Source organism: Bacillus sp. JUb11, assembly GCF_024807925.1.
Lineage (GTDB): Bacteria > Bacillota > Bacilli > Bacillales > Bacillaceae > Bacillus > Bacillus altitudinis.
On record NZ_JANUEZ010000001.1, the window covers coordinates 279,412 to 305,929 of the forward strand.

28 protein-coding genes and 1 other annotated feature (1 of these 29 cut by a window edge) are annotated in these 26,518 nt (G+C 41.6%); of the genes, 26 read left to right on the forward strand and 2 right to left on the reverse strand.

Annotation, left to right across the window (positions count from 1 at the left end; genetic code table 11):
* Positions 1–192: a binding site (T-box leader), on the forward strand (it extends 16 nt beyond the left edge of the window).
* A 79-nt stretch (positions 193–271) separates the two neighbouring features.
* The 15 genes from alaS (at position 272) to M2369_RS01440 (ending at position 15,777) form a co-directional block, all read left to right on the forward strand.
* On the forward strand, positions 272–2,908 hold the full coding sequence (gene alaS / locus M2369_RS01370) for an alanine--tRNA ligase (protein WP_041506819.1): 2,637 nt from the start codon (positions 272–274) through the stop codon (positions 2,906–2,908).
* Positions 2,909–2,997: 89 nt separating this feature from the next.
* Positions 2,998–3,264, forward strand: a complete 267-nt coding sequence (locus M2369_RS01375) for an IreB family regulatory phosphoprotein (RefSeq protein WP_024718370.1) — start codon at positions 2,998–3,000, stop codon at positions 3,262–3,264.
* A 3-nt stretch (positions 3,265–3,267) separates the two neighbouring features.
* Positions 3,268–3,684 carry a Holliday junction resolvase RuvX gene (gene ruvX, locus M2369_RS01380; protein WP_024718369.1) on the forward strand — a complete coding sequence of 139 codons (417 nt, stop codon included), beginning with the start codon at positions 3,268–3,270 and terminating at the stop codon, positions 3,682–3,684.
* Between the two features lie 15 nt (positions 3,685–3,699).
* Positions 3,700–3,984, forward strand: coding sequence for a DUF1292 domain-containing protein (locus M2369_RS01385; protein ID WP_017358102.1), 285 nt, complete (start codon positions 3,700–3,702; stop codon positions 3,982–3,984).
* A 156-nt stretch (positions 3,985–4,140) separates the two neighbouring features.
* Entirely contained in the window at positions 4,141–4,707 is a 567-nt protein-coding gene (locus M2369_RS01390; protein WP_024718368.1) for a biotin transporter BioY, read from the forward strand.
* On the forward strand, positions 4,707–6,164 hold the full coding sequence (locus M2369_RS01395; RefSeq protein WP_041506820.1) for an acyl-CoA synthetase: 1,458 nt from the start codon (positions 4,707–4,709) through the stop codon (positions 6,162–6,164). Before M2369_RS01390 ends, M2369_RS01395 begins: the two co-directional genes overlap by 1 nt.
* Positions 6,152–7,240: an acetyl-CoA C-acyltransferase gene (locus tag M2369_RS01400; protein WP_041506821.1), complete on the forward strand. Its 1,089-nt coding sequence runs from the start codon at positions 6,152–6,154 to the stop codon at positions 7,238–7,240. Before M2369_RS01395 ends, M2369_RS01400 begins: the two co-directional genes overlap by 13 nt.
* A 73-nt stretch (positions 7,241–7,313) precedes the next feature.
* Entirely contained in the window at positions 7,314–8,396 is a 1,083-nt protein-coding gene (mltG, locus tag M2369_RS01405) for an endolytic transglycosylase MltG (RefSeq protein WP_041506822.1), read from the forward strand.
* 212 nt (positions 8,397–8,608) lie between these two features.
* On the forward strand, positions 8,609–9,274 hold the full coding sequence (locus M2369_RS01410) for an O-methyltransferase (RefSeq protein WP_041506823.1): 666 nt from the start codon (positions 8,609–8,611) through the stop codon (positions 9,272–9,274).
* Positions 9,271–10,200, forward strand: a complete 930-nt coding sequence (locus tag M2369_RS01415; protein WP_008342670.1) for a peptidase U32 family protein — start codon at positions 9,271–9,273, stop codon at positions 10,198–10,200. Before M2369_RS01410 ends, M2369_RS01415 begins: the two co-directional genes overlap by 4 nt.
* Before the next feature lie 20 nt (positions 10,201–10,220).
* Entirely contained in the window at positions 10,221–11,489 is a 1,269-nt protein-coding gene (locus M2369_RS01420) for a peptidase U32 family protein (protein WP_041506824.1), read from the forward strand.
* Between the two features lie 7 nt (positions 11,490–11,496).
* Positions 11,497–12,129 (forward strand): uridine kinase, encoded by a 633-nt coding sequence (gene udk / locus M2369_RS01425; RefSeq protein WP_007501435.1) that lies wholly within the window; start codon positions 11,497–11,499, stop codon positions 12,127–12,129.
* A 648-nt stretch (positions 12,130–12,777) separates the two neighbouring features.
* Positions 12,778–13,251 (forward strand): transcription elongation factor GreA, encoded by a 474-nt coding sequence (greA, locus tag M2369_RS01430; protein WP_007501433.1) that lies wholly within the window; start codon positions 12,778–12,780, stop codon positions 13,249–13,251.
* Between the two features lie 50 nt (positions 13,252–13,301).
* Complete coding sequence (locus tag M2369_RS01435) at positions 13,302–15,044, forward strand: peptidoglycan D,D-transpeptidase FtsI family protein (RefSeq protein ID WP_041506825.1); 1,743 nt, start codon at positions 13,302–13,304, stop codon at positions 15,042–15,044.
* Between the two features lie 67 nt (positions 15,045–15,111).
* Entirely contained in the window at positions 15,112–15,777 is a 666-nt protein-coding gene (locus M2369_RS01440; RefSeq protein WP_017367687.1) for a YrrS family protein, read from the forward strand.
* 136 nt (positions 15,778–15,913) lie between these two features.
* On the opposite strand, the gene M2369_RS01445 is transcribed toward M2369_RS01440, so the two are convergent.
* On the reverse strand, positions 15,914–16,120 hold the full coding sequence (locus M2369_RS01445) for a YrzA family protein (RefSeq protein WP_024718362.1): 207 nt from the start codon (positions 16,118–16,120) through the stop codon (positions 15,914–15,916).
* A 187-nt stretch (positions 16,121–16,307) separates the two neighbouring features.
* On the opposite strand from M2369_RS01445, the gene M2369_RS01450 reads away from it, so the two are divergent.
* From M2369_RS01450 to M2369_RS01480, 7 genes are all read left to right on the forward strand, one after another.
* The gene (locus M2369_RS01450) at positions 16,308–16,949 is read left to right on the forward strand and encodes a class I SAM-dependent DNA methyltransferase (protein ID WP_041506826.1); all 642 of its coding nucleotides are present in this window, start codon (positions 16,308–16,310) and stop codon (positions 16,947–16,949) included.
* Between the two features lie 15 nt (positions 16,950–16,964).
* A complete protein-coding gene (mtnN, locus tag M2369_RS01455; RefSeq protein WP_019743016.1) occupies positions 16,965–17,660 on the forward strand; it encodes a 5'-methylthioadenosine/S-adenosylhomocysteine nucleosidase in 696 nt (231 codons plus the stop codon).
* Between the two features lie 46 nt (positions 17,661–17,706).
* Positions 17,707–18,630 carry a PLP-dependent cysteine synthase family protein gene (locus M2369_RS01460; RefSeq protein WP_041506827.1) on the forward strand — a complete coding sequence of 308 codons (924 nt, stop codon included), beginning with the start codon at positions 17,707–17,709 and terminating at the stop codon, positions 18,628–18,630.
* Position 18,631: 1 nt separating this feature from the next.
* Positions 18,632–19,780, forward strand: coding sequence for a bifunctional cystathionine gamma-lyase/homocysteine desulfhydrase (locus M2369_RS01465; protein ID WP_041506828.1), 1,149 nt, complete (start codon positions 18,632–18,634; stop codon positions 19,778–19,780).
* A 72-nt stretch (positions 19,781–19,852) separates the two neighbouring features.
* A complete protein-coding gene (locus tag M2369_RS01470; protein ID WP_017358091.1) occupies positions 19,853–20,083 on the forward strand; it encodes a YrhC family protein in 231 nt (76 codons plus the stop codon).
* Between the two features lie 647 nt (positions 20,084–20,730).
* Positions 20,731–20,865 (forward strand): YrzI family small protein, encoded by a 135-nt coding sequence (locus M2369_RS01475; protein ID WP_008342648.1) that lies wholly within the window; start codon positions 20,731–20,733, stop codon positions 20,863–20,865.
* A gap of 159 nt (positions 20,866–21,024) precedes the next feature.
* Positions 21,025–21,186: a hypothetical protein gene (locus M2369_RS01480; RefSeq protein WP_159144949.1), complete on the forward strand. Its 162-nt coding sequence runs from the start codon at positions 21,025–21,027 to the stop codon at positions 21,184–21,186.
* Positions 21,187–21,229: 43 nt separating this feature from the next.
* Here the strand turns inward: M2369_RS01480 and M2369_RS19390 are convergent, their stop codons facing one another.
* On the reverse strand, positions 21,230–21,355 hold the full coding sequence (locus M2369_RS19390; RefSeq protein WP_008342643.1) for a YjcZ family sporulation protein: 126 nt from the start codon (positions 21,353–21,355) through the stop codon (positions 21,230–21,232).
* 267 nt (positions 21,356–21,622) lie between these two features.
* Here M2369_RS19390 and M2369_RS01490 point away from each other — a divergent pair, with 267 nt between their 5' ends.
* The 4 genes from M2369_RS01490 to M2369_RS01505 all read left to right on the forward strand — a co-directional run bounded on the left by M2369_RS01490 (position 21,623) and on the right by M2369_RS01505 (position 26,484).
* Positions 21,623–22,225: a class I SAM-dependent methyltransferase gene (locus tag M2369_RS01490; RefSeq protein WP_081114971.1), complete on the forward strand. Its 603-nt coding sequence runs from the start codon at positions 21,623–21,625 to the stop codon at positions 22,223–22,225.
* Between the two features lie 425 nt (positions 22,226–22,650).
* Positions 22,651–23,865, forward strand: a complete 1,215-nt coding sequence (gene fdhA / locus M2369_RS01495; RefSeq protein WP_159144948.1) for a formaldehyde dehydrogenase, glutathione-independent — start codon at positions 22,651–22,653, stop codon at positions 23,863–23,865.
* A gap of 277 nt (positions 23,866–24,142) precedes the next feature.
* Positions 24,143–24,892 (forward strand): glucose 1-dehydrogenase, encoded by a 750-nt coding sequence (locus M2369_RS01500; RefSeq protein WP_159144943.1) that lies wholly within the window; start codon positions 24,143–24,145, stop codon positions 24,890–24,892.
* Between the two features lie 371 nt (positions 24,893–25,263).
* A complete protein-coding gene (locus tag M2369_RS01505) occupies positions 25,264–26,484 on the forward strand; it encodes an MFS transporter (protein WP_039167141.1) in 1,221 nt (406 codons plus the stop codon).
* Positions 26,485–26,518 lie beyond the last annotated feature (34 nt).

A 26,518-nucleotide genomic window follows, 5' to 3' on the forward strand; every position in this document is an offset into this window, starting at 1 on the left:
ACCCGAGTACGTTAAAAAGCTGTTGCAGAGAGAGGCTTTGTTTGCTGAGAAAAGCCTTATCAGACCTTTAACGGAAGCTAGTCCCGAGTGCAGATAAACACTGCCGCTCTCTTCCGGCGTTATCGGATGTGAAGGTGATAGACGCATATGTCTATAATCAGGGTGGTACCGCGAGAGCATCTCGTCCCTGTGTAAGTAGTTTTTTGCTTGCATAGGGCGGGATGTTTTTTCGTTTGTGTGAAGATTGAGAATAAAAAAGGGAGGATTTATGATGAAAACTTTAACTTCAGCTCAAGTACGTCAAATGTTTTTAGATTTTTTTAAAGAAAAAGGACATGCTGTCGAACCGAGTGCGTCCCTCGTACCGCATGACGATCCAACACTTTTATGGATTAACAGCGGGGTGGCAACATTAAAGAAATACTTCGATGGCCGCGTCGTGCCTGAGAATCCGCGTATTTGCAACGCACAAAAATCAATTCGTACAAATGACATTGAAAATGTAGGGAAAACAGCACGCCATCATACGTTTTTTGAAATGCTGGGCAACTTCTCTATTGGAGACTATTTCAAAGAAGAGGCAATCGAATGGGCTTGGGAATTCCTCACAAGTGACGAGTGGATTGGCTTTGATCCGAATCTGTTATCTGTAACGGTACATCCAGAGGATGAAGAAGCGTATGTTCTTTGGAGAGATAAAATTGGTGTCCCTGAGGAACGAATTATTCGTCTAGAGGGCAACTTCTGGGATATTGGCGAGGGGCCAAGTGGTCCGAATACAGAAATTTTCTATGATCGTGGCGAAACATATGGCAACGACATGAACGACCCTGAATTATATCCAGGCGGAGAAAATGAACGTTATCTAGAAGTATGGAATCTTGTTTTTTCTGAATTTAACCATAATCCAGATGGTACATACACACCGCTTCCGAAGAAAAACATTGATACAGGAATGGGTCTTGAGCGTATGGTCTCTGTGATTCAAAACGTACCGACGAACTTTGATACAGACCTGTTCATGCCGATTATTCGTGCAGTAGAAACGATTTCTGGAGAAAGCTATGGGGAGTCAAAAGAAAAAGACACAGCATTTAAAGTCATTGCTGACCATATTCGTACTGTTGCCTTTGCCGTCAGTGACGGAGCACTTCCTTCTAATGAAGGCCGAGGTTATGTGTTAAGACGTTTGCTACGCCGTGCTGTGCGTTATGCAAAAACGATCCATATCCACCGTCCATTTATGTATGACCTAGTTCCAGTTGTTGCGGAGATCATGAAGGATTTCTATCCAGATGTTCAAGCAAAAGAAGAATTTATTGCAAAAGTGATCAAAAATGAAGAAGAGCGTTTCCATGAGACACTGAATGAAGGGTTAGCCATTTTATCAGAAGTGATCAAAAAAGAACGTGACAATGGCAGCTCACAAATTTCCGGTAAAGATGTGTTTAAGCTTTATGACACATATGGATTCCCGGTCGAACTCACGGAAGAATATGCAGAAGATGAGAACATGACAGTTGATCGTGAAGGCTTCCAGCTAGAAATGGAGAAGCAGCGTGAACGTGCAAGAAATGCCAGACAAGATGTAGGCAGTATGCAGGTTCAAGGCGGGGCTTTAGGCGATATTAAAGCAGAAAGTACGTTTGTGGGCTATGAAAATTTAACTGCAGATGCTCGTATTATCGAATTGCTTCAAAACGGTGAAATTGTCACAGAAGCTCACGAAGGGGAAACGGTGCAAATTTTATTAGATGAAACACCTTTCTATGCGGAAAGCGGCGGACAAGTGGCGGATAAAGGAACGTTAAAAAGTGCCGAAGCGATCATTGATATCAAAGATGTGAAAAAGGCGCCAAACGGCCAGCATGTCCACGAAGGAGTCGTCGTAAGTGGTACGGTTCAAAAAGGCATTGAAGTCACTGCAGAAGTCGAATCAGCGCTTCGAAAAGGCATTGTGAAAAATCACACAGCGACACATCTTTTGCACCAAGCGCTAAAAGATGTATTGGGCAGCCACGTTAACCAAGCGGGTTCACTTGTGAATGAAAACAGACTTCGCTTTGACTTTTCTCACTTTGGACAAGTAACAAAAGAAGAATTGTCACAAATTGAAAAAATCGTCAACGAAAAGATTTGGGAAGGCATTTCGGTTGCCATTGACCTGAAACCAATTGCTGAAGCAAAAGAAATGGGCGCAATGGCGCTGTTTGGCGAGAAGTATGGCGATATTGTCCGTGTTGTGCAAGTGGGTGATTACAGCATCGAGTTATGCGGAGGCTGTCACGTTCAAAACACTGCGGAGATCGGATTGTTTAAAATTGCATCTGAATCGGGTATTGGTGCTGGAACACGCCGTATTGAGGCTGTAACAGGTAAAGGTGCTTATGAAGAATTAAATGATCAGCTTGCGATTTTAGAAAAGGCAGCTAATGAACTGAAATCAAATACAAAAGATGTACCAAAACGCATCGCTTCCTTGCAGGCTGATTTAAAAGAAGTTCAAAGAGAAAACGAATCACTTCTTGCGAAATTAAGTCAAGCAGAAGCTGGCTCTATTTTAGAAAAAGTCATCGAAGTTGGCGGAGTGAACGTGTTAACTGAAAAAGTAAACGCCAAAGACATGAACCATTTAAGAACGATGGTTGATGACTTAAAAGCGAAATTAGGTTCAGCTGTCATCGTACTTGGTGCCGTTCAAAATGGAAAAGTCAACATTTCAGCCGGTGTGACGAAAGACGTCATTGAAAAAGGTCTTCATGCAGGAAAACTTGTGAAGCAGGCAGCTGAAATTTGCGGCGGAGGCGGAGGCGGACGCCCAGATATGGCACAAGCAGGCGGGAAACAGCCAGAAAAGCTTGAAGAAGCACTGGCAACTGTCGAAGAATCTGTCAAATCCGTTTTATAATCAGTCAATGTAGTGTAGAATAATGGTATTAGATGAGCGGTTAGAAAAAAGCTTGCTAGTAGAATGTTGGAAGAGAGGTGCAAGAAGCAGTGAGTTCATTTGATAAGACAATGAAGTTTAACTTCTCTGATGATTCAGCTGAAACCAATGTGAATGAAGTGCTCATAACAGTTTATGACGCACTCCAAGAAAAAGGATACAACCCGATCAATCAAATTGTCGGATACTTGCTGTCAGGCGACCCTGCTTATATTCCAAGACATCAGGATGCACGCAACCTAATTCGTAAACTAGAACGAGACGAATTAATTGAGGAATTGGTTAAATCGTACTTAGAGACACATAAAGAGGCGTAAAACATGAGAATTTTAGGCTTAGATTTAGGCACGAAAACCCTTGGTGTGGCAATCAGTGATGAAATGGGATGGACAGCTCAAGGGATTGAAACCATTAAAATTGATGAAGCAGGCGGAGACTTTGGTCTCAGCCGCCTGTCTGAGATCGTCACGCAATATGGAACTGATAAAATTGTACTTGGTTTTCCAAAAAATATGAACGGTACGGTCGGTCCAAGAGGCGAGGCCAGCCAATCATTTGCGAAAGTGTTAGAAAACACGTACAATGTTCCTGTTGTGCTTTGGGACGAGCGTCTGTCAACGATGGCAGCAGAAAAAATGCTCATCTCTGCAGATGTGAGCAGACAAAAGCGTAAAAAAGTCATTGATAAAATGGCGGCTGTTATGATCCTTCAAGGATACTTAGACAGCTTAAATTAAAATGAGGTGAATCAAATGGAACACGGAGAAAAGCAAATTACAATCGTTGATGATAATGGAAATGAGCAGCTTTGCGAAGTACTATTTACTTTTGAAAGCGACCATTTTAACAAATCATATGTTCTTTACTACCCAATTTCTGAACAAGATAACGAAGAAATTGAAATTCATGCATCAAGCTTCACACCAAACGAAGACGGTGAAGATGGCGAATTAGAGCCAATTGAAACGGATGAAGAGTGGGACATGATTGAAGAAACGTTAAATACGTTCTTAGATCAAGAAGACGAAGAAGAATAGAACGAATAAAAGGCCTGTGAACATGATCTCTGTGATCTTTCTTCACAGGTCTTTTTTTACATTCTATATGTAAACTATTATTGAAATTTAGTTGACATATATCACTCGACCTTTTACGCTATTTTTATCAAAAACATCGAGTGAGGGGTATGAAAATTGAAAATTCACGATATGATGCAAATGGCATTCATGACAGCAGTTATTGGGATGTTAGGATTGATTCCGCCTATTTTTCTTGCGTTTACACCTGTACCAATCACCTTACAAACCGCAGGTCTTTTGCTTGCTGGAGGGCTGTTAAAACCAAAGCAAGCGCTGATTAGTTTACTTCTGTTTCTTCTAATAGTGGCAGCAGGCGCACCTCTTTTATCTGGAGGGAGAGGCGGAATAGGGGTCTTTTTTGGGCCAAGCGGTGGTTTTTTACTTGCTTATCCAGTGGCTGCCTTTATGATCAGTCTGTGGCTGAACCGGCTGAAGAAAGTGACGGCCTTACGACTATTTTTAATCTATGCGGTATGCAGTATCGGGATATTATATATAGGCGGAATTCCCTTTCAAGCCATGATGATGCATATAAAGATCACGCAAGCAGCTCTGTTCAGCGTCATTTATTTACCGGGTGATCTGATCAAAGCAGGGATATGTGCCGTCTTCACGGTGAAAATCATTCAAGCGATGTCATATCGAAAAAGGGACTTACATAGAGGGAGGCGAGCAGTTTGATGAGAATAACGGAAAGCTATGCAGCTCATGCAAAAGTGAAGCCAGATCAGATGGCGATCAGAGATGAAAAAGAGAAGATCACTTATGAAGAATGGCATGAGCGTGTGAAGTCATCTGCACAATGGTTAAAAGAAACGCCTCATCAGCAAAAAAGAGTCGCTTTTTTAGTATCAAATGGTGTTCCGTTTCTCCAACTATTTGCTGGCGCAGCTTCTGCAGGATGGACAGCGGTGCCTCTTGATCCGCGGTGGAGTGACAAGGAATGCGCGGAAAAGCTCTTATTAAGCGAGGCAGACCTTGTCATTGTGGAAGATCGATATATCAAAAGGGTTGAAAAGTACAAGCTGGATATGCCAGTGCTCTCTTTATCTGAATGGAAAGAAAGAATCAGCCTCAGCATAAATGTTCAATCGAACAAAAGTGATACGGAGGAAGATCCTGCTTTTTATATGGGATTTACTTCAGGATCAACGGGATCGCCCAAAGCCTTTATAAGACGCCAGCAGTCATGGATCGAGAGCTTTCAAATGACAACATCCGTCTTTGGGATCACACATAAAGATCATGTACTGATTTTGGGCACACTTTTATCCTCTCATTTTTTATACGGTGCGATCAGCACACTTTATTTCGGGGGCACCGTGACATTGTTAGAAAAATTTGTGCCAGAGAAAGCAAAGAAAACCTTAGAGAAAGGAGACATCACGGCTATTTATACGGTTCCGACCATGACAGAATCGTTATTGCAAATGGATGCTTTCGGAAAGAATCCGCTTCTTGTCCTGTCGTCTGGTGCAGATTGGGGAAACTATTCAAAAAAACAGCTCGTCAACCGCAATCCCCACATCACATTTTTTGATTTTTATGGAACATCAGAATTGAGTTTTGTCTCCTATTTATCTTCAGATGACTTTTTGCAAAAGCCTACTTCTGTCGGAAAGCCTTTTCCTTCTATTCAGGTTGAAGTCAGGAGGGCAGATCAAACCGTTTGCAAGCCAAATGAAATAGGGAGAATTTATGTGAAAAGCCCAATGTCTTTTTCAGGCTATTTACAAGATGAAAAGCCGCCCGAAGAGTGGCTGACCGTATATGACATGGGGTGGCTCGACGAAGATGGTTACTTGTATATGAGCGGCCGCGAGAATGGCATGATTGTCTATGGGGGACTGAATATTTTTCCAGAGGAAATTGAGCGTGTGCTGAATGAACAGCCAGAGGTGAATCGGTCAATCGTGATTGGACTTCCTGATCCATATTGGGGCGAAATCCCTGTTGCCATTATTGAGAATGTACAGCAAACAAAAACCATTCGGCAAGCTGTAAAAGAAACATTAGCGGCATACAAAGTACCAAAAAAATGGCTCGTCACGGACAAAATGATCGAAACATCAGGAGGGAAAATCGCTCGTGCCAGTATGAAAAAGTGGGCGGAGGAACAATTATCATGCAAGCCGTGATCGTACAAGCGAAGCGGACGCCCTTCGGTGAGAAAAATGGAATGTTGAAGGATTACCGGCCAGAGCATCTAGCTGCGCCCTTGATCCAGCATTTTTCAAACGTGACCAAGCCAGATGACATCATTTTAGGCAATGTCGTCGGGGGTGGTGGCAACATTGCCCGTCTGTCCTCGTTAGAAGCAGGGCTTTCATTACATATTCCGGGTATGACCATTGATAGGCAGTGTGCTTCCGGTCTTGAAGCCATTAGAACGGCGTGTATCATGATTCAGTCGGGGGAGGGATCAATGTATATCGCTGGTGGAACGGAAAGCATTTCTCGGTCACCAATGAAAGAAAGGGCCCGCTTTTCTCCAGAGTGGATAGGGGACCCTCATATGGGGGAAGCGGCAGAGCTGACGGCGTCGAGATTTTCAGTTGCGAGACAAGAGCAAGATGACTATGCACTTTTAAGCTGGGAACGAAGTATAACCGCATTCAAGCAAGGAACGTATTCAGAAGAAATTGTTCCGATTAGCGGGATGAGTACAGATGAAGCGGCAGCTAAAATAAGACCGATTGCAAGCTTGATAAAGCGGGCAAAACCTGTCTTTTTACCAGGCAAAGGTACTGTGACTGTGACCAATAGCTGTAAAGAAGCAGATGGTGCAGCTGCCGTCGTTGTGATGGAAAGAGCGGAAGCGGAGGCAAAAGGCTTCAGCCCTATGCTGCGGTATATCGGGAGTGCCGTGACCGCTATGGACCCGCATTATCCTGCTGCTTCACCAATTGATGCAATCAAGAAACTTTTACATAAGGAACAGGTGAAGATAGAAGATGTTGCACTTTTTGAAATCAATGAAGCGTTTGCGCTCAAAGTAGTGCTCATTGCCCGGACACTAGGTATTCCTTATGACCGTATCAATAAAAGAGGCGGTGCGCTTTGTCTTGGGCATCCATATAGCGCCTCGGGAGCTGCTATGATGGTGAGACTGTTTTACGAAGCCCGCGCCTTACCGAATGGAAGTTATGTCATGGCTGCAATTGGCAGTGGAGGCGGTGTCGGTTTAGCCGCACTATGGCAAGTTCTGTCATGACATGCATGAGCAAGTAATTGCCGAACTCCGTCGAATCATGTACTATAAAAGCTAGATGTGAGGAGGGCCATGCATGTTTTCAGAACAAAAGAAACGACCATTTTTTAAACGAAAAATGGGGATCGTCCTGTTATCTGTACTTGCTGTGATCATCATTGTAGCATTATCAGGTTTTTTATATGTAAAATCAGCACTCGGGCCGGTCGATCAAAAAAGCAAACAAACCATTAATATTCATATTCCAAATGGGACATCTGTCAGTGGAATTGCGAGCATTTTAAAAGAAAATGAGCTGATTTCAAATGACACGATTTTCACTTACTATGCAAAGTACAAAAAAGCGTCAGGCTTTAAAGCGGGCTATTTTCATCTCAAACAAACAATGGATGCGGATCAGCTAATTCAAAAGCTGACATCTGGCGGGACAGATTACGCATTTCAGCTTGTGATACCTGAAGGGAAACAGTTGTCTGATATTGCAACTATTATCGCAAACCAGACGAATTTTTCAGCGAAGGAAGTTGAAGCGAAGCTGGATGATCCAGCCTTTATTAAAAAATTGATGAAAAAATACCCGAAAACGGTGACATCACAAGTGAACGGGAAACAGGTCAAGCATCCGTTAGAGGGATATTTATTCCCGGCGACGTATCCGTTTTATCGTGAGGATGAATCACTTGAAACCATCATTGACACGATGATTAAACAAACAGATCAATATGTGAAAACGTATGAAAAGGACATGAAAAAGAGAAAGATGTCCATCCATGATGTCCTAACGATGGCATCCCTGATAGAAATGGAAGCAACCGAAAAAACAGACCGGTCAAAAATCTCAAGTGTGTTTTATAACCGGTTGAAAAAGGACATGCCGCTTCAAACAGATCCAACCGTTCTTTATGCGCTTGGCGAGCATAAGTCCCGTGTTTATTACAAAGATTTAAAAGTGAAATCACCTTATAATACGTATACAAACAAAGGACTGCCGCCTGGACCTATTGCCAATGCTGGAGAATCTTCTTGGAAAGCAGCACTCCATCCAGAGAAAACAGATTTTGTTTACTTCCTAGCAAAGAAAAATGGGGAAGTCGTCTTTACGAAAACGTTAAATGAGCACAACAAAGCGAAAGCGAAATACATCACAGGCAGCAACTAGCGCTCATGTGAAAGGAAAAAGACTGTAGACAATGGTGAAATTGCCTGCAGTTTTTTTCGTTGTTATATCCATTTTATAGGTTCGCAATTACCACATCTTTGTGGTAAAATATATCGGGTTGTTTTTACTTAGATGAACGAAAGATTGACGAGAAAGAGAGCTGCAGCAGGCAGGACTCTTCTTTTTCAGGTCATGAAGGAGCTAGACATATAATGACAATCGAAGATGATCAAATAAATGATTATATTGAAGGTTTAATTGAGCCAAGTCCTAATGACATCGCTCAATTAGAGGAGTATGCGAAAGAGCATCATGTGCCAATCATGGAAAAGGTGAGCATTGAACTGTTATTGCAGCTGCTTTCTTTGAAAAAACCAAAGAAGATTCTTGAGGTTGGGACAGCGATTGGCTATTCAGCGATTCGAATGGCAGAAGCTCTGCCAGATGCTGAAATCTATACGATTGAGCGAAATGCGAAACGTTATGAGGAAGCGACTCGGAATATTGAAGAATTACATTTCAAAGATAGAATTCACGTATTTTTTGGCGATGCGATCGAATCAGCTAAAACGGTTCAGACGATGGCGCCCTATGATGTGATCTTCATTGATGCGGCAAAAGGCCAGTATCAACGCTTTTTTGAGCTGTTTGAACCGATGCTGTCCGATGACGGAATGATTATTACAGACAACGTATTATTTAAAGGCTTAGTTGCGACAAATTATGAAGAAGAAATTGAAGATAAACGAAAAAAACAATTAATAGGCAAAATTGATCGATACAATCAATGGCTGATGTCAAATCCTGACTACCAAACGTGTATCATTCCGGTTGGAGATGGGATCGCTATTAGTACAAAAAGAGGTGACCAATCATGAAAAAACCAGAATTGCTTGTGACGCCAAGCAAGGTGTCGGATGTACTGCCGCTCATTGAAGCGGGTGCTGACGCATTTTTAATAGGTGAACAAACATATGGAATCCGTCTTGCAGGTGAGTTTTCAAGAGAAGATGTGAAACAAACGGTTCAACTTGCACATGCACATCACAAAAAAGTATATGTCGCCATGAATGCGATTTTTCATAATGACCGTGTGGCACTGCTTGGAGATTATTTAACCTTTCTCGATGGGTTAAACGTGGATGGTGTCGTTTTTGGAGATCCGGCAGTGATCATGGCCGCAAAAGAAACAGGTGTCAACTTGAATCTGCACTGGAGTACAGAAACAACTGGGACAAACTATTACACTTGTAACTACTGGGGCAGAAAAGGCGCAACACGTGCTGTTCTTGCCAAAGAACTCAATATGGATAGCGTGATTGATATCAAAGAAAACGCTGAAGTGGAGATTGAAATTCAAGTCCACGGCATGACCTGTATGTTCCAATCCAAACGGACACTTGTTGGCAACTATTTTGAATATCAAGGTAAACAAATGGACGTGGAAGGAAGAAATATGGAAGAAGGTCTATTCCTTCACGACCAGGAGCGTCAAAACAAATATCCTATTTTTGAGGATGAAAATGGCACACACATTATGAGTCCAAATGATGTATGTATGATTGATGAATTGGAAGAATTTGTCGACGCAGGCATTGACTCATTTAAAATTGACGGAATTTTAAAGTCACTTTCTTATATGACAGAGGTGACATCCCTCTATCGAAAAGCCATTGATTTACTAGTGACTGATAAGGAAGCCTATGAAGATCAGAAAGATGAATGGGTGGAGCGTATTGAAGAGATCCAGCCTGTCAACCGTTCAATCGATACAGGGTTCTTCTTTAAAGAAACGGTTTATTAAGATAAAAGGAGGCAGAGGAAATGGCACTTTTAAAAGATGGAATTTCTGAAATGATCGATGGAAAACGTGTCATTACAAAAAAACCAGAACTGCTAGCGCCAGCAGGAAACTTAGAAAAACTAAAAATTGCTGTGCATTATGGAGCAGACGCTGTTTTTATTGGTGGGAAAGAATTTGGACTTCGTTCAAATGCAGATAACTTTTCAATCGAAGAAATGGCAGAAGGTGTCGCATTTGCGAACAAATACGGTGCTCGTATTTATGTGACAACGAATATTTTCGCCCACAACGAAAACATGGACGGGCTGGAAGAATATCTTCAAGGGATTGAAGGAGCGGGTGTAGCGGGAATTATTGTCGCTGATCCACTCATCATTGAAACATGCAAACGAGTAGCTCCAAAGCTTGAAGTTCACTTGAGCACACAGCAGTCTCTTTCAAATTGGAAAGCGGTGCAGTTTTGGAAGGAAGAGGGGCTTGAGCGTGTGGTCCTTGCACGTGAAACAAGCGCCCTAGAGATTAAAGAAATGAAAGAAAAAGTGGATATTGAAATCGAAACGTTCATTCACGGGGCGATGTGTATTGCTTATTCTGGCCGCTGCGTGCTCAGTAACCATATGACAGCGAGAGATTCAAACCGCGGAGGCTGCTGCCAATCTTGCCGCTGGGATTATGATCTTTATAAACTAGAAGGCTCTGAGGAAGCGCCTTTATTCAGTGAAGAAGACGCACCATTTGCGATGAGTCCAAAAGATTTAAAACTCATCGAATCCATACCGCAAATGATCGAAATGGGAATTGATAGCTTAAAGATCGAAGGACGAATGAAGTCCATTCATTATGTAGCAACAGTTGTCAGTGTCTATCGTAAAGTCATTGATGCTTACTGTGCGGATCCAGACAATTTCGTCATTCAACAAGAATGGCTCGATGAATTAGACAAATGTGCCAACCGTGACACGGCTCCTGCCTTTTTTGAAGGTGTACCAGGAACGGATGAACAAATGTTTGGCATTCACGGAAAGAAAACGACCTTTGATTTCGTCGGTCTTGTACTTCATTATGATGAACAAGAACAAATTGTCACATTACAGCAGCGTAATTTCTTTAAAGCTGGCGACGAAGTTGAATTTTTCGGTCCAGAAATTGAAAATTTCACATGCAAGATTGAGACGATTTGGGACGAAAAAGGGAACGAACTCGATGCCGCTCGTCATCCACTGCAAATTGTGAAATTTAAGCTTGATCAAAAAGTATACCCTAGCAACATGATGAGAAAGGGGAAATAACCGGCACATGGGGAAAAAACCAGTGGTGATTGGAATCGCTGGCGGCTCGGGTTCAGGTAAAACGAGCGTCACCAATTCCATTTACGAAAAATTTAAAGGACATTCAATCCTCATGCTTCAGCAAGATTTATATTATAAAAATCAAAGTCATATGCCATTTGAAGAGCGCCTGCTGACCAATTATGATCATCCGCTTGCATTTGACAATGACCTGATGATTGAGCATGTAGAAGCGCTGCTAAAGTACGAGTCCATTGAAAAACCGATTTATGATTTTAAACTAAACACACGTTCAGAAGAGACGGTACATGTTGAGCCCAAAGATGTCATCATCGTTGAAGGAATCTTTGCTCTTGAAAATGAACGTCTAAGAAACTTAATGGATATTAAACTGTATGTGGATACAGATGCAGATCTTCGGATCATTCGCCGTATTTTACGTGATACGAAAGAAAGAGGCAGATCGATTGATTCCGTGATTGAACAATATGTATCTGTCGTCAGACCGATGCACAATCAATTCATTGAACCGTCAAAACGATACGCGGATATCATCATTCCAGAAGGTGGACAAAACCATGTGGCCATTGACCTCATGGTGACAAAAATTCAAACGATTCTTCAAAACCGCGGAGAGTAAATGGTGGAGAAGAACAAAGACCTTTACGACGTAAAGGTCTTTTCAACATCATGCTCTTGTAGTCAATACTTTAGTAATGGCTAGTCCGAAATCATCGGTGAGCATTGTAAGAAGCAGTCCTCTGAGTAAAAGATTTGATATGATAGGAAAACAATGCTGCGAAATGGAGACAGGAAAATCACGATGGGATGCTGAAAGTTTCAGTTATTCCTGCTTTGTAAAAGTATATTAAAAAAACGACAAACAAATCATCACAAATTTTCAAACAATTCTTGATCAAAATGCAATTTTGTAATAATATAGCATAGACATATCGTACACTGACCATATTATGTATTGGAAGATGGAGAATGGATAAGCTATTCTTCTACATATGATCGAAATGGCCGAACGAGGTACAGGAGCTTCCTGTGCCTTTCCACAGTTTGTGCGATGAAGATAATATATCATCATGAGACCGCTGCTGTTCCTGCCTAATAAAAAGGCATAATAGTTGCATCTAAAAGGGACGCCATGTAAGATGGACTTTTACGAATATGGGACAGAAGGAATGAGGGCCGGAATATGTCCTCATTCTTGTATATTTCAGTCGTCACTCACATGCAGAAAGCTTGTATGATGAGGATTAATAGAAGGAGTGAATGATTCATGGCACAAGAGAAAGTATTTCCAATGACAGAAGAAGGAAAGCGCAAATTAGAGGAAGAGCTTGAATATTTGAAAACGGTTAAACGTAAAGAGGTTGTAGAGCGTATTAAAATCGCTAGAAGTTTTGGAGACCTCTCTGAAAACTCGGAATATGATTCTGCTAAAGAAGAGCAAGCGTTTGTAGAAGGTCGTATTACAACGCTTGATAATATGATTCGTAATGCCAAAATTATTGAAGATGAAGGTAACTCAAATATTGTTTCACTCGGTAAAACGGTGACATTCGTTGAATTACCGGACGGTGAAGAAGAGTCTTATACGATTGTAGGAAGTGCAGAAGCTGATCCGTTTGAAGGCAAAATTTCAAACGATTCACCAATTGCAAAAAGCCTTTTAGGCAAACAAGTAGACGACAAAGTCACGGTTCAAACACCTGGCGGAGAAATGTTCGTCCAAATTGTAAAAATTTCATAATTACGTTTATACGATCAACACCTCGTCCACAATAGGGACGAGGTGTTTTTATGCTGAAAACAAGAAGAATCCAATGGACAGGTGTCATTATTTTTATCTTATTGCTCGGTCTCCTATTTAGACTAGCGGAAATTCAGTTGTTTTTCACAGAATCTTTTTCAAAGCTGGATATTAATTTGATCCAAGAAAGTGTCAGGCAGCGGACAGAAGAAGTAGTCATTTCAGACGGACGCGGCGAATTTTTAGATCGAAACGGCGAGGCACTTCTCACAAAAGAAGAGCCTGCGGTCATCATATTTCCTTTCCTGCAATATGACCTCCCTCACTTAAAACAAACCGCTTCTATACTTGAGATGGAAGAAGATGAATTGAAGAGCCAGCTGACAGAAACGAAGAAACCACTCATTTTAAAAGATGAGATCACGAAAAAAAAGCTAAAAGACATCAATGATATGAAATATTCAGGTGTTTACGGCGTATATATGAAAGAGAAGGACAAAAAAAGACTTGCCCTCCACACATTAGGTTTCACAAGCGAGAATCCAGAACTCTTGAGAAAACGTTATCCGGACAAAAAAGAACTTTCAATCCGCACTGAGATCGGTACATTCGGTTTGGAAAGTACATTTGACGAATTTCTATTACCAGAGCAAGACACAAAATTGTTATACCATGTGGACGGAAGGGGAAACCCTTTGTTTGGGATGGACGTCAAATATACAGCAGAAGCTCATTCGTTTTATCCGCTGCAAGTGCAGACAACCATGGACGAAGACATGCAAAGGGAAATGGAGAATGTTCTCAAAGCACAAGGTGTTGAAAAAGGCGGAGCGGTTCTGCTCGACATCCAAAATAGCAGTGTGCTAGCGATGGCGAGTGTTCCAAATGTGACCAGCAAAAACCGGAATGAGGCAAGAAATTACATGCTGACCGCAATGGCTCCCGGTTCTGTATTTAAAACGGTCGTGCTTGCCGCAGCGATTGAAAAAAACTTGAACCAACCACAAACGATGTATGATTGTCGAAAGAATTTATATGGAGAGCCAGAAGGAAAGCAGGAAGTACTGAATCTGTCTGAAAGCTTTGCGCAAAGCTGTAATTATACATTTGCGACACTCGCTGAGCAGCTCATCCAAACAGATGATCAAATCCTTGAAAAGACAGCTTCAAAGCTTGGGCTTGTGGATCGAGCTGGCTGGGAAGGGGATGTATACCATAAGCAACAATTCAAACAGTTTGATCGTGAAGAAACAGGCAGTGTGTGGGGAGATAAAAGAGACAAGCATGTCAAAAAAGCCATTGCGCAAACGGCAATTGGTCAAAAAAATGTCAAAACAACCCCCTTACAAATTGCCAATATGATGGCAACGATTGCAAGGGGTGGAGAACGAAAAGAAGTGAGGATTGCAGATAAAGTGATGTATCAAAACGGAACAACGATGCTATCCTTTCAAAACAAACGACCTGATGGTGACAGTATTGACCGCTATACAGCTCAAACCTTGCAAAAGTACTTAAGGCAGGTGGTGACGTCTGACAAAGGAACAGGAAGAAGATTTCAAGACCTGCCGTTCCATATAGCAGGGAAATCAGGCACGGCCCAAACCGGCAGCAAAGACAAACAGGGGAATCCACTTTATCACAAATGGTTTGCCGGATACTTTCCGGCAGAAAAACCAAAATACGCTCTCGTCGTTATTCACCTTGATGAGGCAAGTGGCCGGGCTAAGACAAATGAAGCGTTTTATGATATTGTAAAAAAGGTCAATGAAATTGAAAAGAAACAGACATAGAACATCCCTTCATGTCATGTTAGAATAGTAACGACTTAGGGAACAGAGGCAAAGGAGTGCAGAGATTTTGAGTAGAAATTCTCGATTTGAACATCGTGATAAGCGCAGAAAGGCGAATATGGTGCTTAACATATTAATTGGTATCGTTGTGGTGCTTATTTTGGTTGTCGCATCGAGTTTGTTAATTTTTAATAAACCGAAAGATACAAATGTAGCAGACGAACCATCCAAAACAGCACCTGCATCGAGTGAAAATAAACAAAACTCAGAAGAAGATGTGAAAGATCAAAAGAAAGATACATCCGATGATGCGGATGCGAAAAAAGACGATTCATCTGACAAAAAAGACGATACAAAGAAAACAGATGATGAAGAAGAGCCAAACAAAGATGCGTTAAAAGATGCCACAGAAACAGATGGCGGTAAAACAAGTGACGTAGACAAAACATATGAAAACGATAACTGGGAGCCTGTAGGAACAGAGCAATCGGGATCACATACAGCAACCTATGATGCTAACTCAAAAGACTGGAAAGAAATGATCAAAGCCATGTCCTATGCGACAGGAATCTCAGAAGATCAAATGACTGTTATTTGGTTAGGAAATAACGGAGGACCTCAAGATGCAAAAGGAACCATCCGTGATAAATCAACAGGTGAACGCTACCGTGTAGAAATTACGTGGGTGGACGAAAAAGGCTGGAAACCTGTGAAGGTTGAAAAATTAAAATAAAAAAGATGCATGCAAAAAGGCTAAAATGAACTTCATTTTAGCCTTTTTCTTCTTTTCAGCGTGATAGAAAACCTTTGCAGTCTAGGAAGGACTAGCACCGGCGCACAGACCTGACTGCCTATACGCTGATCTTTTTTTATGAGACATTCGCTTTAAAATGAACAACTGCTGTATACAAAATCTTATCATCAATGACAGTCGTTTGATGACTCACAGAATGAACAGTCAGCAAGATCGCCTGATTATGTTCAATTTGTTTTTGGATCTTTTGTTCAAGCTCTTTTAAAGACGTTGCTTCAAAAAATTCAATTTTGTCCTTTAAAAAATCCAGTTGAAAATCCATTTCATTCATCCCTCCATGCTCTAGATTCATCATAATCTCTCCCATTCAAAAGGGCAAATATTTTTCCACCCCACTCAGTATTTTTTAGTAGGAAAGAATCAGAAGATGTGGTAGGATAGGAACTGTTCGACGGAATAAAACATACTATACGGATAGGAATAAATAGATAAAGTGGAGGGAAAGAAAAATGGGACGTGAGTTTCTTTCTTTATTTGATCATTGGGCTGAATCTTATGATGACACTGTAAGTGGTCATGACGAGCAGTATAAAGAAGTGTTTCGCCGGTATCCGGCCATTCTAAAAGAGATTACTCGCCGTGCAGGTCAACATGTCATTGAGTTTGGAAGCGGCACAGGAAACCTAACGGCGGCACTGCTTCAAGCAGATAAGAAAGTGTTTGGCGTTGAACCTTCAGAGGCCATGAAGAAAGCGGCTCTTCAAAAAGGAATACCAAATGTATTTCATGACGGAGATTTTTTATCGTTTCCAGCCCCACCTTTTGAGCCTGATACGATCGTCAGTTCATATGCTTTCCATCATTTAACGGACGAAGAAAAAAAACAAGCCATCCACACCTATGGCAACATCCTTCCCTCAGGTGGTAAAATAGTCTTTGCTGATACAATGTTTCAAAATCAAGCAGCACATCAAGCTGCAACGAACAAAGCGAAAGCCGCTGGGTTCGATCAGCTTGCAGAGGATTTAGAAACGGAATATTATCCATCCATAGGTGTGTTAAAGCAAATCTTTGAAGAAGAAGGTTTTAGCACATCTTTTCATCAAATGAATGATTTTGTGTGGATCGTAGAAGCGAAGAAAAGGGAATGAAAGGATGTTTTTGATTTGAAAATCGCAGTGATAGGTGCAATGGAAGAAGAAGTGACGATTTTAAGAGATCAACTAAAGAATGCCACACAAGAAAACATCGCTGGGTGTGAATTTACAACAGGTGTTTATGAAGATAAAGAAGTGATTTTATTAAAATCAGGGATTGGAAAAGTAAATGCAGCGGTCAGCACAACACTTCTGCTTGACCGCTTTCAGCCAGATTATGTGATCAATACAGGATCAGCTGGCGGTTTCCATCACTCATTAAATGTAGGTGATATTGTCATCTCTACAGATGTTAGACATCATGATGTGGACGTGACGATCTTTAATTACGAATATGGACAAGTGCCAGGATTACCAGCTGCTTTCATCGCAGATGATCAGCTTGTGAAGCTGGCAGAGGAATCTGCTTCAGAAATCGATCATATTCAAGTGGCAAAAGGAACGATTGCAACAGGAGATTCATTTATGGATGATCCTGGTCGTGTCGCGTTTGTGAGAGAGAAATTTCCAGAGCTGTATGCAGTGGAAATGGAGGCAGCAGCAGTTGCGCAAGTTTGCCATCTATTTGAAACGCCATTTGTGGTCGTTCGAGCGTTGTCAGATATTGCTGGGAAAGAATCCAATATCTCTTTTGATCAATTTCTAGAGCAAGCAGCGATTCACTCAACAGACCTTGTCCTGCGTATGATAAAGCAAACACAATAAAAGAAGGGGTTTCCCCCTTCTTTTCCATACAAAGGAAGGGATTTATATGGCTGTCATACATGATATTACGGAATTAATTGGCCACACACCGCTTTTAAAACTGTCAGGGATGGGTGTGCCGGCAGGTGTTGATGTTTATGCAAAACTTGAAATGATGAACCCAGGCGGAAGTATTAAGGATCGCTTAGGTGATATGCTGATTAAAGAAGCGCTGGCATCGGGCAAACTGCGCCCAGGCGGAACCATTATTGAAGCAACTGCAGGAAACACAGGCATCGGGCTTGCGCTAAGTGCAAGAAAACATCAATTGCATCCGATCTTCTGTGTACCAGAACATTTTAGTCAAGAGAAACAACAGCTCATGAAGGCGCTTGGTGCAGAGATTATTCATACACCAAGAAAAGATGGGATGAAGGGTGCGATTGATCGAGCCCTTGAACTAGAGGCAAGCCTTGACAATGCTTATTGTGTCTTACAATTTAAAAACCAAGTAAATCCATTGACTTACTATAAAACGCTCGGGCCAGAAATATGGTCTGACCTCCAGGGAAACATAGACGTGTTTGTAGCAGGAGCGGGCTCTGGCGGAACGTTTCAAGGCTGTGCTGCCTATTTAAAAGAGCAGAAAGAAGCGCTAAAAACAGTGATCGTGGAACCAGAAGGATCTATTTTAAATGGCGGAAAGCCGGGACCGCATAGAACGGAAGGAATTGGCCTTGAATTTATTCCAGATTATATGGAATCGACTTTATTTGCCGAGATTTATACCGTCAGTGACGATGATGCTTTCCGAATGGTGAAAGAAGCAGCTGAAAAGGAAGGTGTTCTGATCGGAAGCTCGTCTGGAGCCGCTCTATTTGCCGCTTTAGAGGAAGCGAAAAAGGCATCACCTGGGACGGTGATCGTCACTATTTTTCCTGATAGCAGTGAGCGTTATCTAAGTAAAGGTATTTATGAGGGAGGAAAATAAAATGAAGCCAAAAACAATGATGATTCATAGTGGAATCACTGGTGATGAAAAAACAGGAGCCGTGTCTGTTCCCATTTACCAAGTCAGCACCTATAAGCAGCCTAAAGCAGGCGAGCACACAGGATATGAATATTCCAGAACTGCGAATCCAACAAGAACAGCACTGGAAACAGTCATTCGTGATCTTGAAGGCGGGGCAAACGGCTATGCATTCGGTTCAGGGATGGCTGCAATTACAGCTGTGATGATGCTGTTTAACAGCGGAGATCATATCGTACTGACTGACGACGTGTACGGCGGAACCTATCGTGTGATGACAAAGGTGCTCAACCGGATTGGCATTAAAGCCACATTTGTAGACACAAGTGATCCTGAAGCAGTGAAAAAAGCAATTTTACCAGAAACAAAAGCCGTCTATATTGAATCACCAACCAATCCATTGCTGAAAATGACCGATCTACAAGCCATAAGCCGGATCACAAAAGAAGCTGGCATCTTGATGATTGTCGATAATACGTTTTTTACCCCATATTTTCAAAAGCCGATTTCATATGGGGCTGACATTGTCTTGCACAGTGCCACAAAATATTTAGGCGGCCATAGTGATGTGGTGGGCGGACTTGTCGTGACAGCTACTGAAGAGCTTGGTGAAGAACTGCACTTTGTTCAAAACTCTACAGGCGGTATTCTTGGACCGCAAGATGCGTGGCTTCTAATGCGAGGGATGAAAACGCTCGGACTAAGAATGGAAGCACATCAACAAAACGCACAGAAAATTGCTGAGTTTTTAGAACAGCATCCTGCGATTACACGTGTCTATTACCCAGGTTTAACCGCTCACCCAGGTCATGAGCTTGCAAAAACTCAAGCAACAGGCTTTGGCGGTATGATTTCTTTTGATATTGGAAAAGAAGAAAATGTCGACGTGTTTTTAAGCCAATTGAAATTGTTTACAATCGCAGAAAGCCTAGGGGCGGTTGAAAGTTTAATCTCTGTTCCTGCTCGCATGACCCATGCATCCATTCCAAAAGAGCGCAGAGAAGAGCTTGGTATCACAGATGGTTTAATCCGTATTTCTGTCGGTATTGAGGATATTGATGACTTATTACATGATATTGAAAAAGGGCTCGACGCAGTAACGAATGGATAGATTTACATGCCCCTCACTTTCTCTCACTATGGTAAGCTATCAATAGACATTGATAACGGGAAGGTGAAACAAGTGAAGAAAAAGTGGGATGGTTTAGTGACAGATTACAAGCAATACGCTTTTATTTTGCTTGCTGTCAGCACCTTTTTATATATTGGTACGATTTTACCGAATCAGCACATAGAAGCATCACCAAAAATGCTGATGCTGGCAGTTGATTGTGTTTTCCTATTGGCTGCTTTTCTTTGCGTGAAACGTGCGATCTTTTTTCAAAAAAAGCTACAAGAACTAGATGAAGATTAAGCAAAAAGTCTCCTCATATGATGAGGAGACTTTCAGCGTGTAGACAAACCCTCGCATTCTTTGTCAGTCCTGCGTGCCGGTGCTCACGAATGTCAAATTCGCTCCGCGCCGGTACTCGTCCTTCCTAGAATTCAAAGGTTTTCTATCACGCTGAAAAGAAGACAAAGGGCTAAAATCAAGTTCATTTTAGCCCTTTGTCAACAGTCTGAAGTTTCCTCATGTGATGAGGAAACTTTTTTTAATTGCACTGGATAATCGGACAAGAATCACTGTAGAAATTTAGTCAAACACACAAAAATCATCTAATTTACTAAAAACAGGTTTACAAAATGGTGCTTGCTGGATATACTTACAAAGTAATTAAAAACGTAAAGGAGGCTGAAGAATATGTTATTCGTATCTACTTGTGATCAATTCAACAACCAATTTCATCATGTCATCAGCCTGTGGAAGAGTTCGTGTCCTTCCTTTACCTTTTACGGTTCACGCTACAAAACTGTTTAAGTAAACGAGGATTTCACGTATCATCCATCGCAGGTTAGAAGACACTGTCTTTTGATCTGCATTTTTGTGTGCCCGCAGGTCAACTGATAAAGAAGATCTGCGGGCTATTTCGCGTGCTGCGAACTGAAGGGAGGTGAGCGTATATGACAATCCATTTATTTTTTATTACTTTGACGATCCAACGTAAATACAAGGACATTGAAACCGTTCTTTATGAACAACAAGTCGAAACGTTTTATGAAGAAATGAAGCAGAAACAACTAAAGTACATGAACTAAAAAGGACAATAAAAACATGAAAAGGAGGAGATTGACATGTTTATGATGCTTGCAATGCTTGATTGTTATACAAGGGAGAAGGACCAGGTTTAGACACGCTCCACATTGATCACCTGCACATATGATAACCGTAAAAGGAGATTGTGAGGTGATCAATGAATGTCGATGTCACCATATATGAGATTTCCGTCAGTGGGGCACGGGTATGCGTCTATTCCGCATTCTTTAAAGCACGGATACGGCAATCCATACAGAATACAAAGAGAGCAAGAAGAAATGCTCAGACGCTATATGTACAATTATCCAACTTATTGGTATTAAAGAAAAGGAGCAGGAAACGTTATCGTTTCCTGCTCCTTTTACATTAGCAAATCCAGCTTGCACCGATGATGATTAACAAAATGAACAGTACAACAAGCAATGCGAATCCGCCTGCAAAACCGCCACCGTAGCCACCGCAGTAGCCTCCAGAATAACCGCCAAAGCCCATAATCTAGCACCACCTTTATCTAATCAAGATACATTCATAAAATATGCAGCTCATGCGGAAAACGAAATCAATCTGAGCACAATTAATGAAAATGCCTATTTGTTTAAATATTTTTCATTACGTGCGAAACATTTTCAGAAAAGGTGCCGTCTAATAAAAGACAAAGAAATTAGGACTAGGTCTTAACTTTTGTTAGGCGAGAGCCGATATGAAAAGTAAGAAAATTCGTAAATAGTTTTATTTACTGGTGCAAAGCAGGTGTTGACATTGATTCAAAGCTGGATTGGAAAACAAATGAGGGAACCAAAGGGCTTGTTCTCAAAATGGGTTGCCCGCTATATGGAAAAAAATCATCATAATATCAATCAATGGACGATTCAACTCTTAAATATACAAGAAAACGACCGGATTTTAGAAATTGGTACTGGAAGAGGTATGACATTATCTAAAGTAGCGGAAAAACTTGATCGAGGAAAAGTATATGGAATCGATGCTTCGCGTCATATGGTAAAATACGCGAAAAGAAAACATAAGAGGCTTGTCGAGCAGGAAAAAGCCGTTATCACACTTGGAAAAGCTGAGAAATTACCTTTTGAAGACAGATCATTCAATAAATTGTTCACAGTGCAGACCATCTATTACTTGCCAGATATCGAACAAGTCATGAAAGAGGTATATCGTGTTCTTCAAGTGGATGGAGAAGTATTCTTATCTTTTCAAAAGCAGGAACTAATGAAGGAACAAAAACGCTCACAGTCTCTTTCAACGTACAGTGAAGAAGACATCAGCTGTCTTTTTTCAGCGTATCACTTTAGAGACGTCTCTGTTTACCATTATGATACATACATCTGTATCAAAGCCTTAAAATGATGAAAATATTTCCCAGGTAATGAACAAGCACTCAAAAAAAGGCTCTTCGCCAGAAGGGCCTTTTTTGCATGTGGGAATTGATCATTCATCAATAAAAAAGACTCTTCACAAGAAGAGTCGATTGCATTCATTTCATATGTAGGGGCCAGCCAGGTGTGTAAGGAATGATAGTATATATAAGGAATTTGTTTGTCGATTAAGGATACCTGTCTGGCTTATTCCTTATATCGACAATGTTCTGCAAATGTTTAGCTTTTTTTTCAATATTTTCTTTTTTATTTGACTGGAAAATACATTTTTCTATCCTAGATAGACATTTGTCACTTATTTTTTGAGTCAATGTGCGGTTAAAAGAAGGAAAAAGCCCGAGAAAGAGAGAATTTTGGAGAGACTTCATTTTTAAACAAAAAGGGAGGAATGAAAACATGTCGGGAAACAAAGGTGTCGTTTACAAAGGAGCAGGAAATGTAGCAGTTGAGAATATTGGATACCCTGATTTGGTTTTAAGGGATGGCCCTGGTGTACCTAAAGCCAATGTTGGACGTAAGTGTGAGCATGGCGTCATTTTAAAAGTGGTGACAACAAACATTTGCGGGAGCGACCAGCATATGGTAAGAGGGCGTACAACTGCGCCTGAAGGACTTGTCCTTGGTCATGAAATTACTGGTGAAGTCGTTGAAGTTGGACGAGATGTAGAGTTTATCCAAAAGGGTGATCTCGTATCAGTTCCATTTAATATTGCCTGTGGTCGCTGCGTCATGTGTAAAGAACAAAAAACCCATGTGTGTTTAAATGTGAACCCCGATCGACCTGGCTCAGCTTATGGATATGTAGATATGGGCGGATGGGTTGGCGGCCAATCGGAGTACGTCATGGTGCCATATGCTGATTTCCAGCTACTCAAATTTCCGGACAAAGATCAGGCGATGGAAAAAATACTTGATTTGACGATGCTTTCTGATATATTCCCGACAGGTTTTCATGGTGCTTATACGGCTGGCGTAAAGCCGGGCTCTACCGTCTATATTGCTGGTGCAGGGCCAGTAGGTCTTGCAGCAGCGCATTCCGCTCAGCTCCTTGGCGCTTCTGCTGTCATCGTCGGCGATCTCAATGAACAAAGGCTCGAGCAGGCGAGAAGCTTTGGCTGCGAAACGATTAATTTACGAAAACATGATCGAATCGGTGAACAAATGACAAACATCCTTGGAGAGCCAGAAGTCGACTGTGCGGTCGATTGTGTCGGTTTTGAAGCTTCAGGTCATGGAGATCAAGGAGAAGCACCAGCCACCGTTTTAAATACAATTATGGATATTACCAAAGTTGGCGGTAAGCTTGGAATTCCAGGACTTTACGTCACAGAAGATCCAGGTGCTGTGGATGAAGATGCAAAAGTTGGATCTCTGAAAGTGCGAATTGGACTTGGCTGGGCAAAAGCCCATACTTTTGTGACAGGCCAAACCCCTGTCATGCAATATCACCGCAGCTTGATGAAATCTATTTTAAGCGGAAGAGCACAAATCGCCAAAGCCGTTAATGCAACCGTCATTTCCCTTGATCAAGCCCCTAAAGGATATAGCGATTTTGATTCGGGTGTGGCGAAGAAATTTGTGATTGACCCGCATGGCATGATTTCTAAATAATGATCCATCGAAAAAAACTTACAGGATTTTTCCTGTAAGTTTTTTGTGTTTTTAAATATAAAAAGGTGTTGCTATTTCTGATGCATTTCATGCTAAAAGCACAATCATCATAAAAGATTATGAAGATAACAAGTATTAAAAAGTGCCTCACTTGCTTTATTAGGGCCTAATGGTGAAGTAATTGATTGGCATGGTTCAATAAGTTGACTAGGTATCGTGTATACATGAGTGGTATGATAGACGACAACATCTCATGAGAGAAAGGATAGGATAAACGATGAACTTTCACAATAAAACAGTTGTCATCACTGGCGCAGCCAATGGAATTGGTGAGTCGATCGCGTATGGCTATGCGAAAGAAGGGGCGCGTGTTGTGCTTGCGGATATTGACGAAGAGAAGGGCAAGCGCTTGGAAGATCAGCTGAAAAAGGAGTCCTTTGAGGCTTTTTTTAAAAAAACGGATGTGAAACAAGAGAAGGATATTCAAGACATCATGTCGGCTGCTGTGGCTCGTTATCAAACGATCGATATTCTCATCAATAATGCAGGGGTTATGTGTACAAAATCGCCTTATGAGCTAACGGTTGATGAGTTTGATCATGTGCTACATACAAACCTACGAGGTGCTTTTTTATGTGCAAGGGAAGCGGCACGTTATATCAAAGAGAATCCAAACGGCGGTTCCATTGTGAATATTTCATCTACCCGTGCGACCATGTCAGAGCCTCATACAGAAGCGTATGCTGCATCAAAAGGCGGGATATCAGCACTTACTCATGCGCTGGCTGCTTCTTTTAGTCAGGATCACATAACAGTAAACAGCATTTCCCCTGGATGGATTGAAACGAAGGATAAGAAAAGCCTGCGAGAAATTGACCATCAGCAGCATCTTTCCAATCGAGTAGGAACGCCAAAGGATATTGTCAAAGCTTGTTTTTATTTAACAGATGAAGACAATCAATTTGTGACAGGAACAGATTTGGTTGTTGATGGCGGCATGACGAGAAAAATGATTTATGCGGATTAACATGAAAAAACATTGACGCCTTGACGGAGGCGCAGTACAATATAGAACAATTCAGCTGAAGATCGTGATGAAAAAAAGATAAAGCGCAAATAGAGAAGAGTATGTAATGGCTGCCTCACACAGAGAACTCCGTGAAGCTGAGAAGGAGCTGGGAAGCGTTACAGAACCAAGCCTCTTAGCTCTGCACCGGATTCATTGTGATGGTGGTGCAGCGGCATTCTCCCGTTATAGAGAAGGGTTAGCGATAACCTGCTAAGGTTCATCTGGTAACAGGTGAATGAACTGAGGTGGCAACGCGGAGTCAATCCCGTCCTCAAGACAGAAATGTCTTGGGGGCGGGATTTTTTTATGACAAAAAGGAGGGCACCACGATGAAAAAACATTGGCGGGATATGAGCATGTTACTTGGAGCGATTGGTATTGCGAACATAGGAGAATGGATTTATATGATTGCTCTCCATCTGCTGATTTTTCAGGAAACGGGCTCCGTTCTTGCTGTAACAGCCGTCTATATGTTAAGACCTGTCTCGGCTCTTTTAACAAATAGCTGGTCTGGTAGTTTAATAGATAGACTGAATCAGCGGAATGTCATGATCAGTCTAGATCTATGCCGGGCCATTCTGATTGCTTGTTTACCCTTTGCCTTATTTTCAGGCCACTTATTGATCGTATATGTGATGCTATTTCTCATTCATATGGCACAAGCCATGTTTCATCCAGCTTCGATGGTCTATATGACAGCACTAATCCCGGCGGATAAACGAAAACGGTTTAATGCCATTCGATCTTTGCTTCAGTCTGGTGGATTTTTACTCGGACCCGCCGTAGCAGGGTTGCTTTTTCTCATTGGTACACCAGTCCTTTCAATTTATGTAAATGCAATCTGCCTTTTGATATCTGCTGTTTTGACGATGTGTTTACCGATTTTGTCAAAAGTAGCCGGGGCACAAAAAGGCTTTTCTCTCTCAGTATTAAAGGAAGATGCAAAACTTGTGTTTCGTTTCAGTCTCTCATCCCGCCAAGTGATGGTGGTGTATTTATTATTTAGTGCCGCTATCACAGTGCTGCCGACTGCCATTGACTCACTTGAAGCAGCTTTTGCAAAGGAAGTGCTGATGTTGACCAATACCGAATATGGGTTTCTTGTCAGTGTAGCTGGAGCAGGGATTATCGCAGGGGCATGTCTTAATACGGTCATTGTCGAAAGGCTGCCTATTTCAGTGATGCTTGGTGCGGGGAGTTTGTTTGTGGCTTTTGGATACTTGATCTATGCTTTTTCAAGCACATTGACTGTCGCAGCAGCTGGCTTCTTTGTTCTCGCTTTCTTTTTAGCATTTGCAAACACCGGTTTTATGACTTTTTATCAAACGAATATCCCGGTAGAGGTTATGGGGAGAGTGGCAAGTTTTTATGCGTTATGTGAAGCTGTTCTGACGATGATGATGACAGGAATATGCGGCGCATTGGCGCATGTTTTATCGATACGTACTTCTGTCATGATTGGCTGCCTATGTATGCTTCTTATTTGTCTGTTGCTATGTTTTGTCATTTTTCGTCCATTGACTGTCAAAAAAATAGTGCATCTTACTTAGAAAATTAAAAAAATTATGTTATCATTATTTAAGT

Bases quoted from the DNA above. Each gene is read 5' to 3' on its own strand.
- alaS (WP_041506819.1), top strand. From the start codon at position 272: ATGAAAACTTTAACTTCAGCTCAAGTACGTCAAATGTTTTTAGATTTT.
- ruvX (WP_024718369.1), top strand. From the start codon at position 3,268: ATGAGAATTTTAGGCTTAGATTTAGGCACGAAAACCCTTGGTGTGGCA.
- M2369_RS01385 (WP_017358102.1), top strand. From the start codon at position 3,700: ATGGAACACGGAGAAAAGCAAATTACAATCGTTGATGATAATGGAAAT.
- M2369_RS01395 (WP_041506820.1), top strand. From the start codon at position 4,707: ATGAGAATAACGGAAAGCTATGCAGCTCATGCAAAAGTGAAGCCAGAT.
- M2369_RS01400 (WP_041506821.1), top strand. From the start codon at position 6,152: ATGCAAGCCGTGATCGTACAAGCGAAGCGGACGCCCTTCGGTGAGAAA.
- mltG (WP_041506822.1), top strand. From the start codon at position 7,314: ATGTTTTCAGAACAAAAGAAACGACCATTTTTTAAACGAAAAATGGGG.
- M2369_RS01410 (WP_041506823.1), top strand. From the start codon at position 8,609: ATGACAATCGAAGATGATCAAATAAATGATTATATTGAAGGTTTAATT.
- M2369_RS01415 (WP_008342670.1), top strand. From the start codon at position 9,271: ATGAAAAAACCAGAATTGCTTGTGACGCCAAGCAAGGTGTCGGATGTA.
- M2369_RS01420 (WP_041506824.1), top strand. From the start codon at position 10,221: ATGGCACTTTTAAAAGATGGAATTTCTGAAATGATCGATGGAAAACGT.
- udk (WP_007501435.1), top strand. From the start codon at position 11,497: ATGGGGAAAAAACCAGTGGTGATTGGAATCGCTGGCGGCTCGGGTTCA.
- greA (WP_007501433.1), top strand. From the start codon at position 12,778: ATGGCACAAGAGAAAGTATTTCCAATGACAGAAGAAGGAAAGCGCAAA.
- M2369_RS01435 (WP_041506825.1), top strand. From the start codon at position 13,302: ATGCTGAAAACAAGAAGAATCCAATGGACAGGTGTCATTATTTTTATC.
- M2369_RS01445 (WP_024718362.1), bottom strand. From the start codon at position 16,120: ATGGATTTTCAACTGGATTTTTTAAAGGACAAAATTGAATTTTTTGAA.
- M2369_RS01450 (WP_041506826.1), top strand. From the start codon at position 16,308: ATGGGACGTGAGTTTCTTTCTTTATTTGATCATTGGGCTGAATCTTAT.
- M2369_RS01460 (WP_041506827.1), top strand. From the start codon at position 17,707: ATGGCTGTCATACATGATATTACGGAATTAATTGGCCACACACCGCTT.
- M2369_RS01465 (WP_041506828.1), top strand. From the start codon at position 18,632: ATGAAGCCAAAAACAATGATGATTCATAGTGGAATCACTGGTGATGAA.
- M2369_RS01475 (WP_008342648.1), top strand. From the start codon at position 20,731: ATGACAATCCATTTATTTTTTATTACTTTGACGATCCAACGTAAATAC.
- M2369_RS01480 (WP_159144949.1), top strand. From the start codon at position 21,025: ATGTCGATGTCACCATATATGAGATTTCCGTCAGTGGGGCACGGGTAT.
- M2369_RS19390 (WP_008342643.1), bottom strand. From the start codon at position 21,355: ATGGGCTTTGGCGGTTATTCTGGAGGCTACTGCGGTGGCTACGGTGGC.
- fdhA (WP_159144948.1), top strand. From the start codon at position 22,651: ATGTCGGGAAACAAAGGTGTCGTTTACAAAGGAGCAGGAAATGTAGCA.
- M2369_RS01500 (WP_159144943.1), top strand. From the start codon at position 24,143: ATGAACTTTCACAATAAAACAGTTGTCATCACTGGCGCAGCCAATGGA.
- M2369_RS01505 (WP_039167141.1), top strand. From the start codon at position 25,264: ATGAAAAAACATTGGCGGGATATGAGCATGTTACTTGGAGCGATTGGT.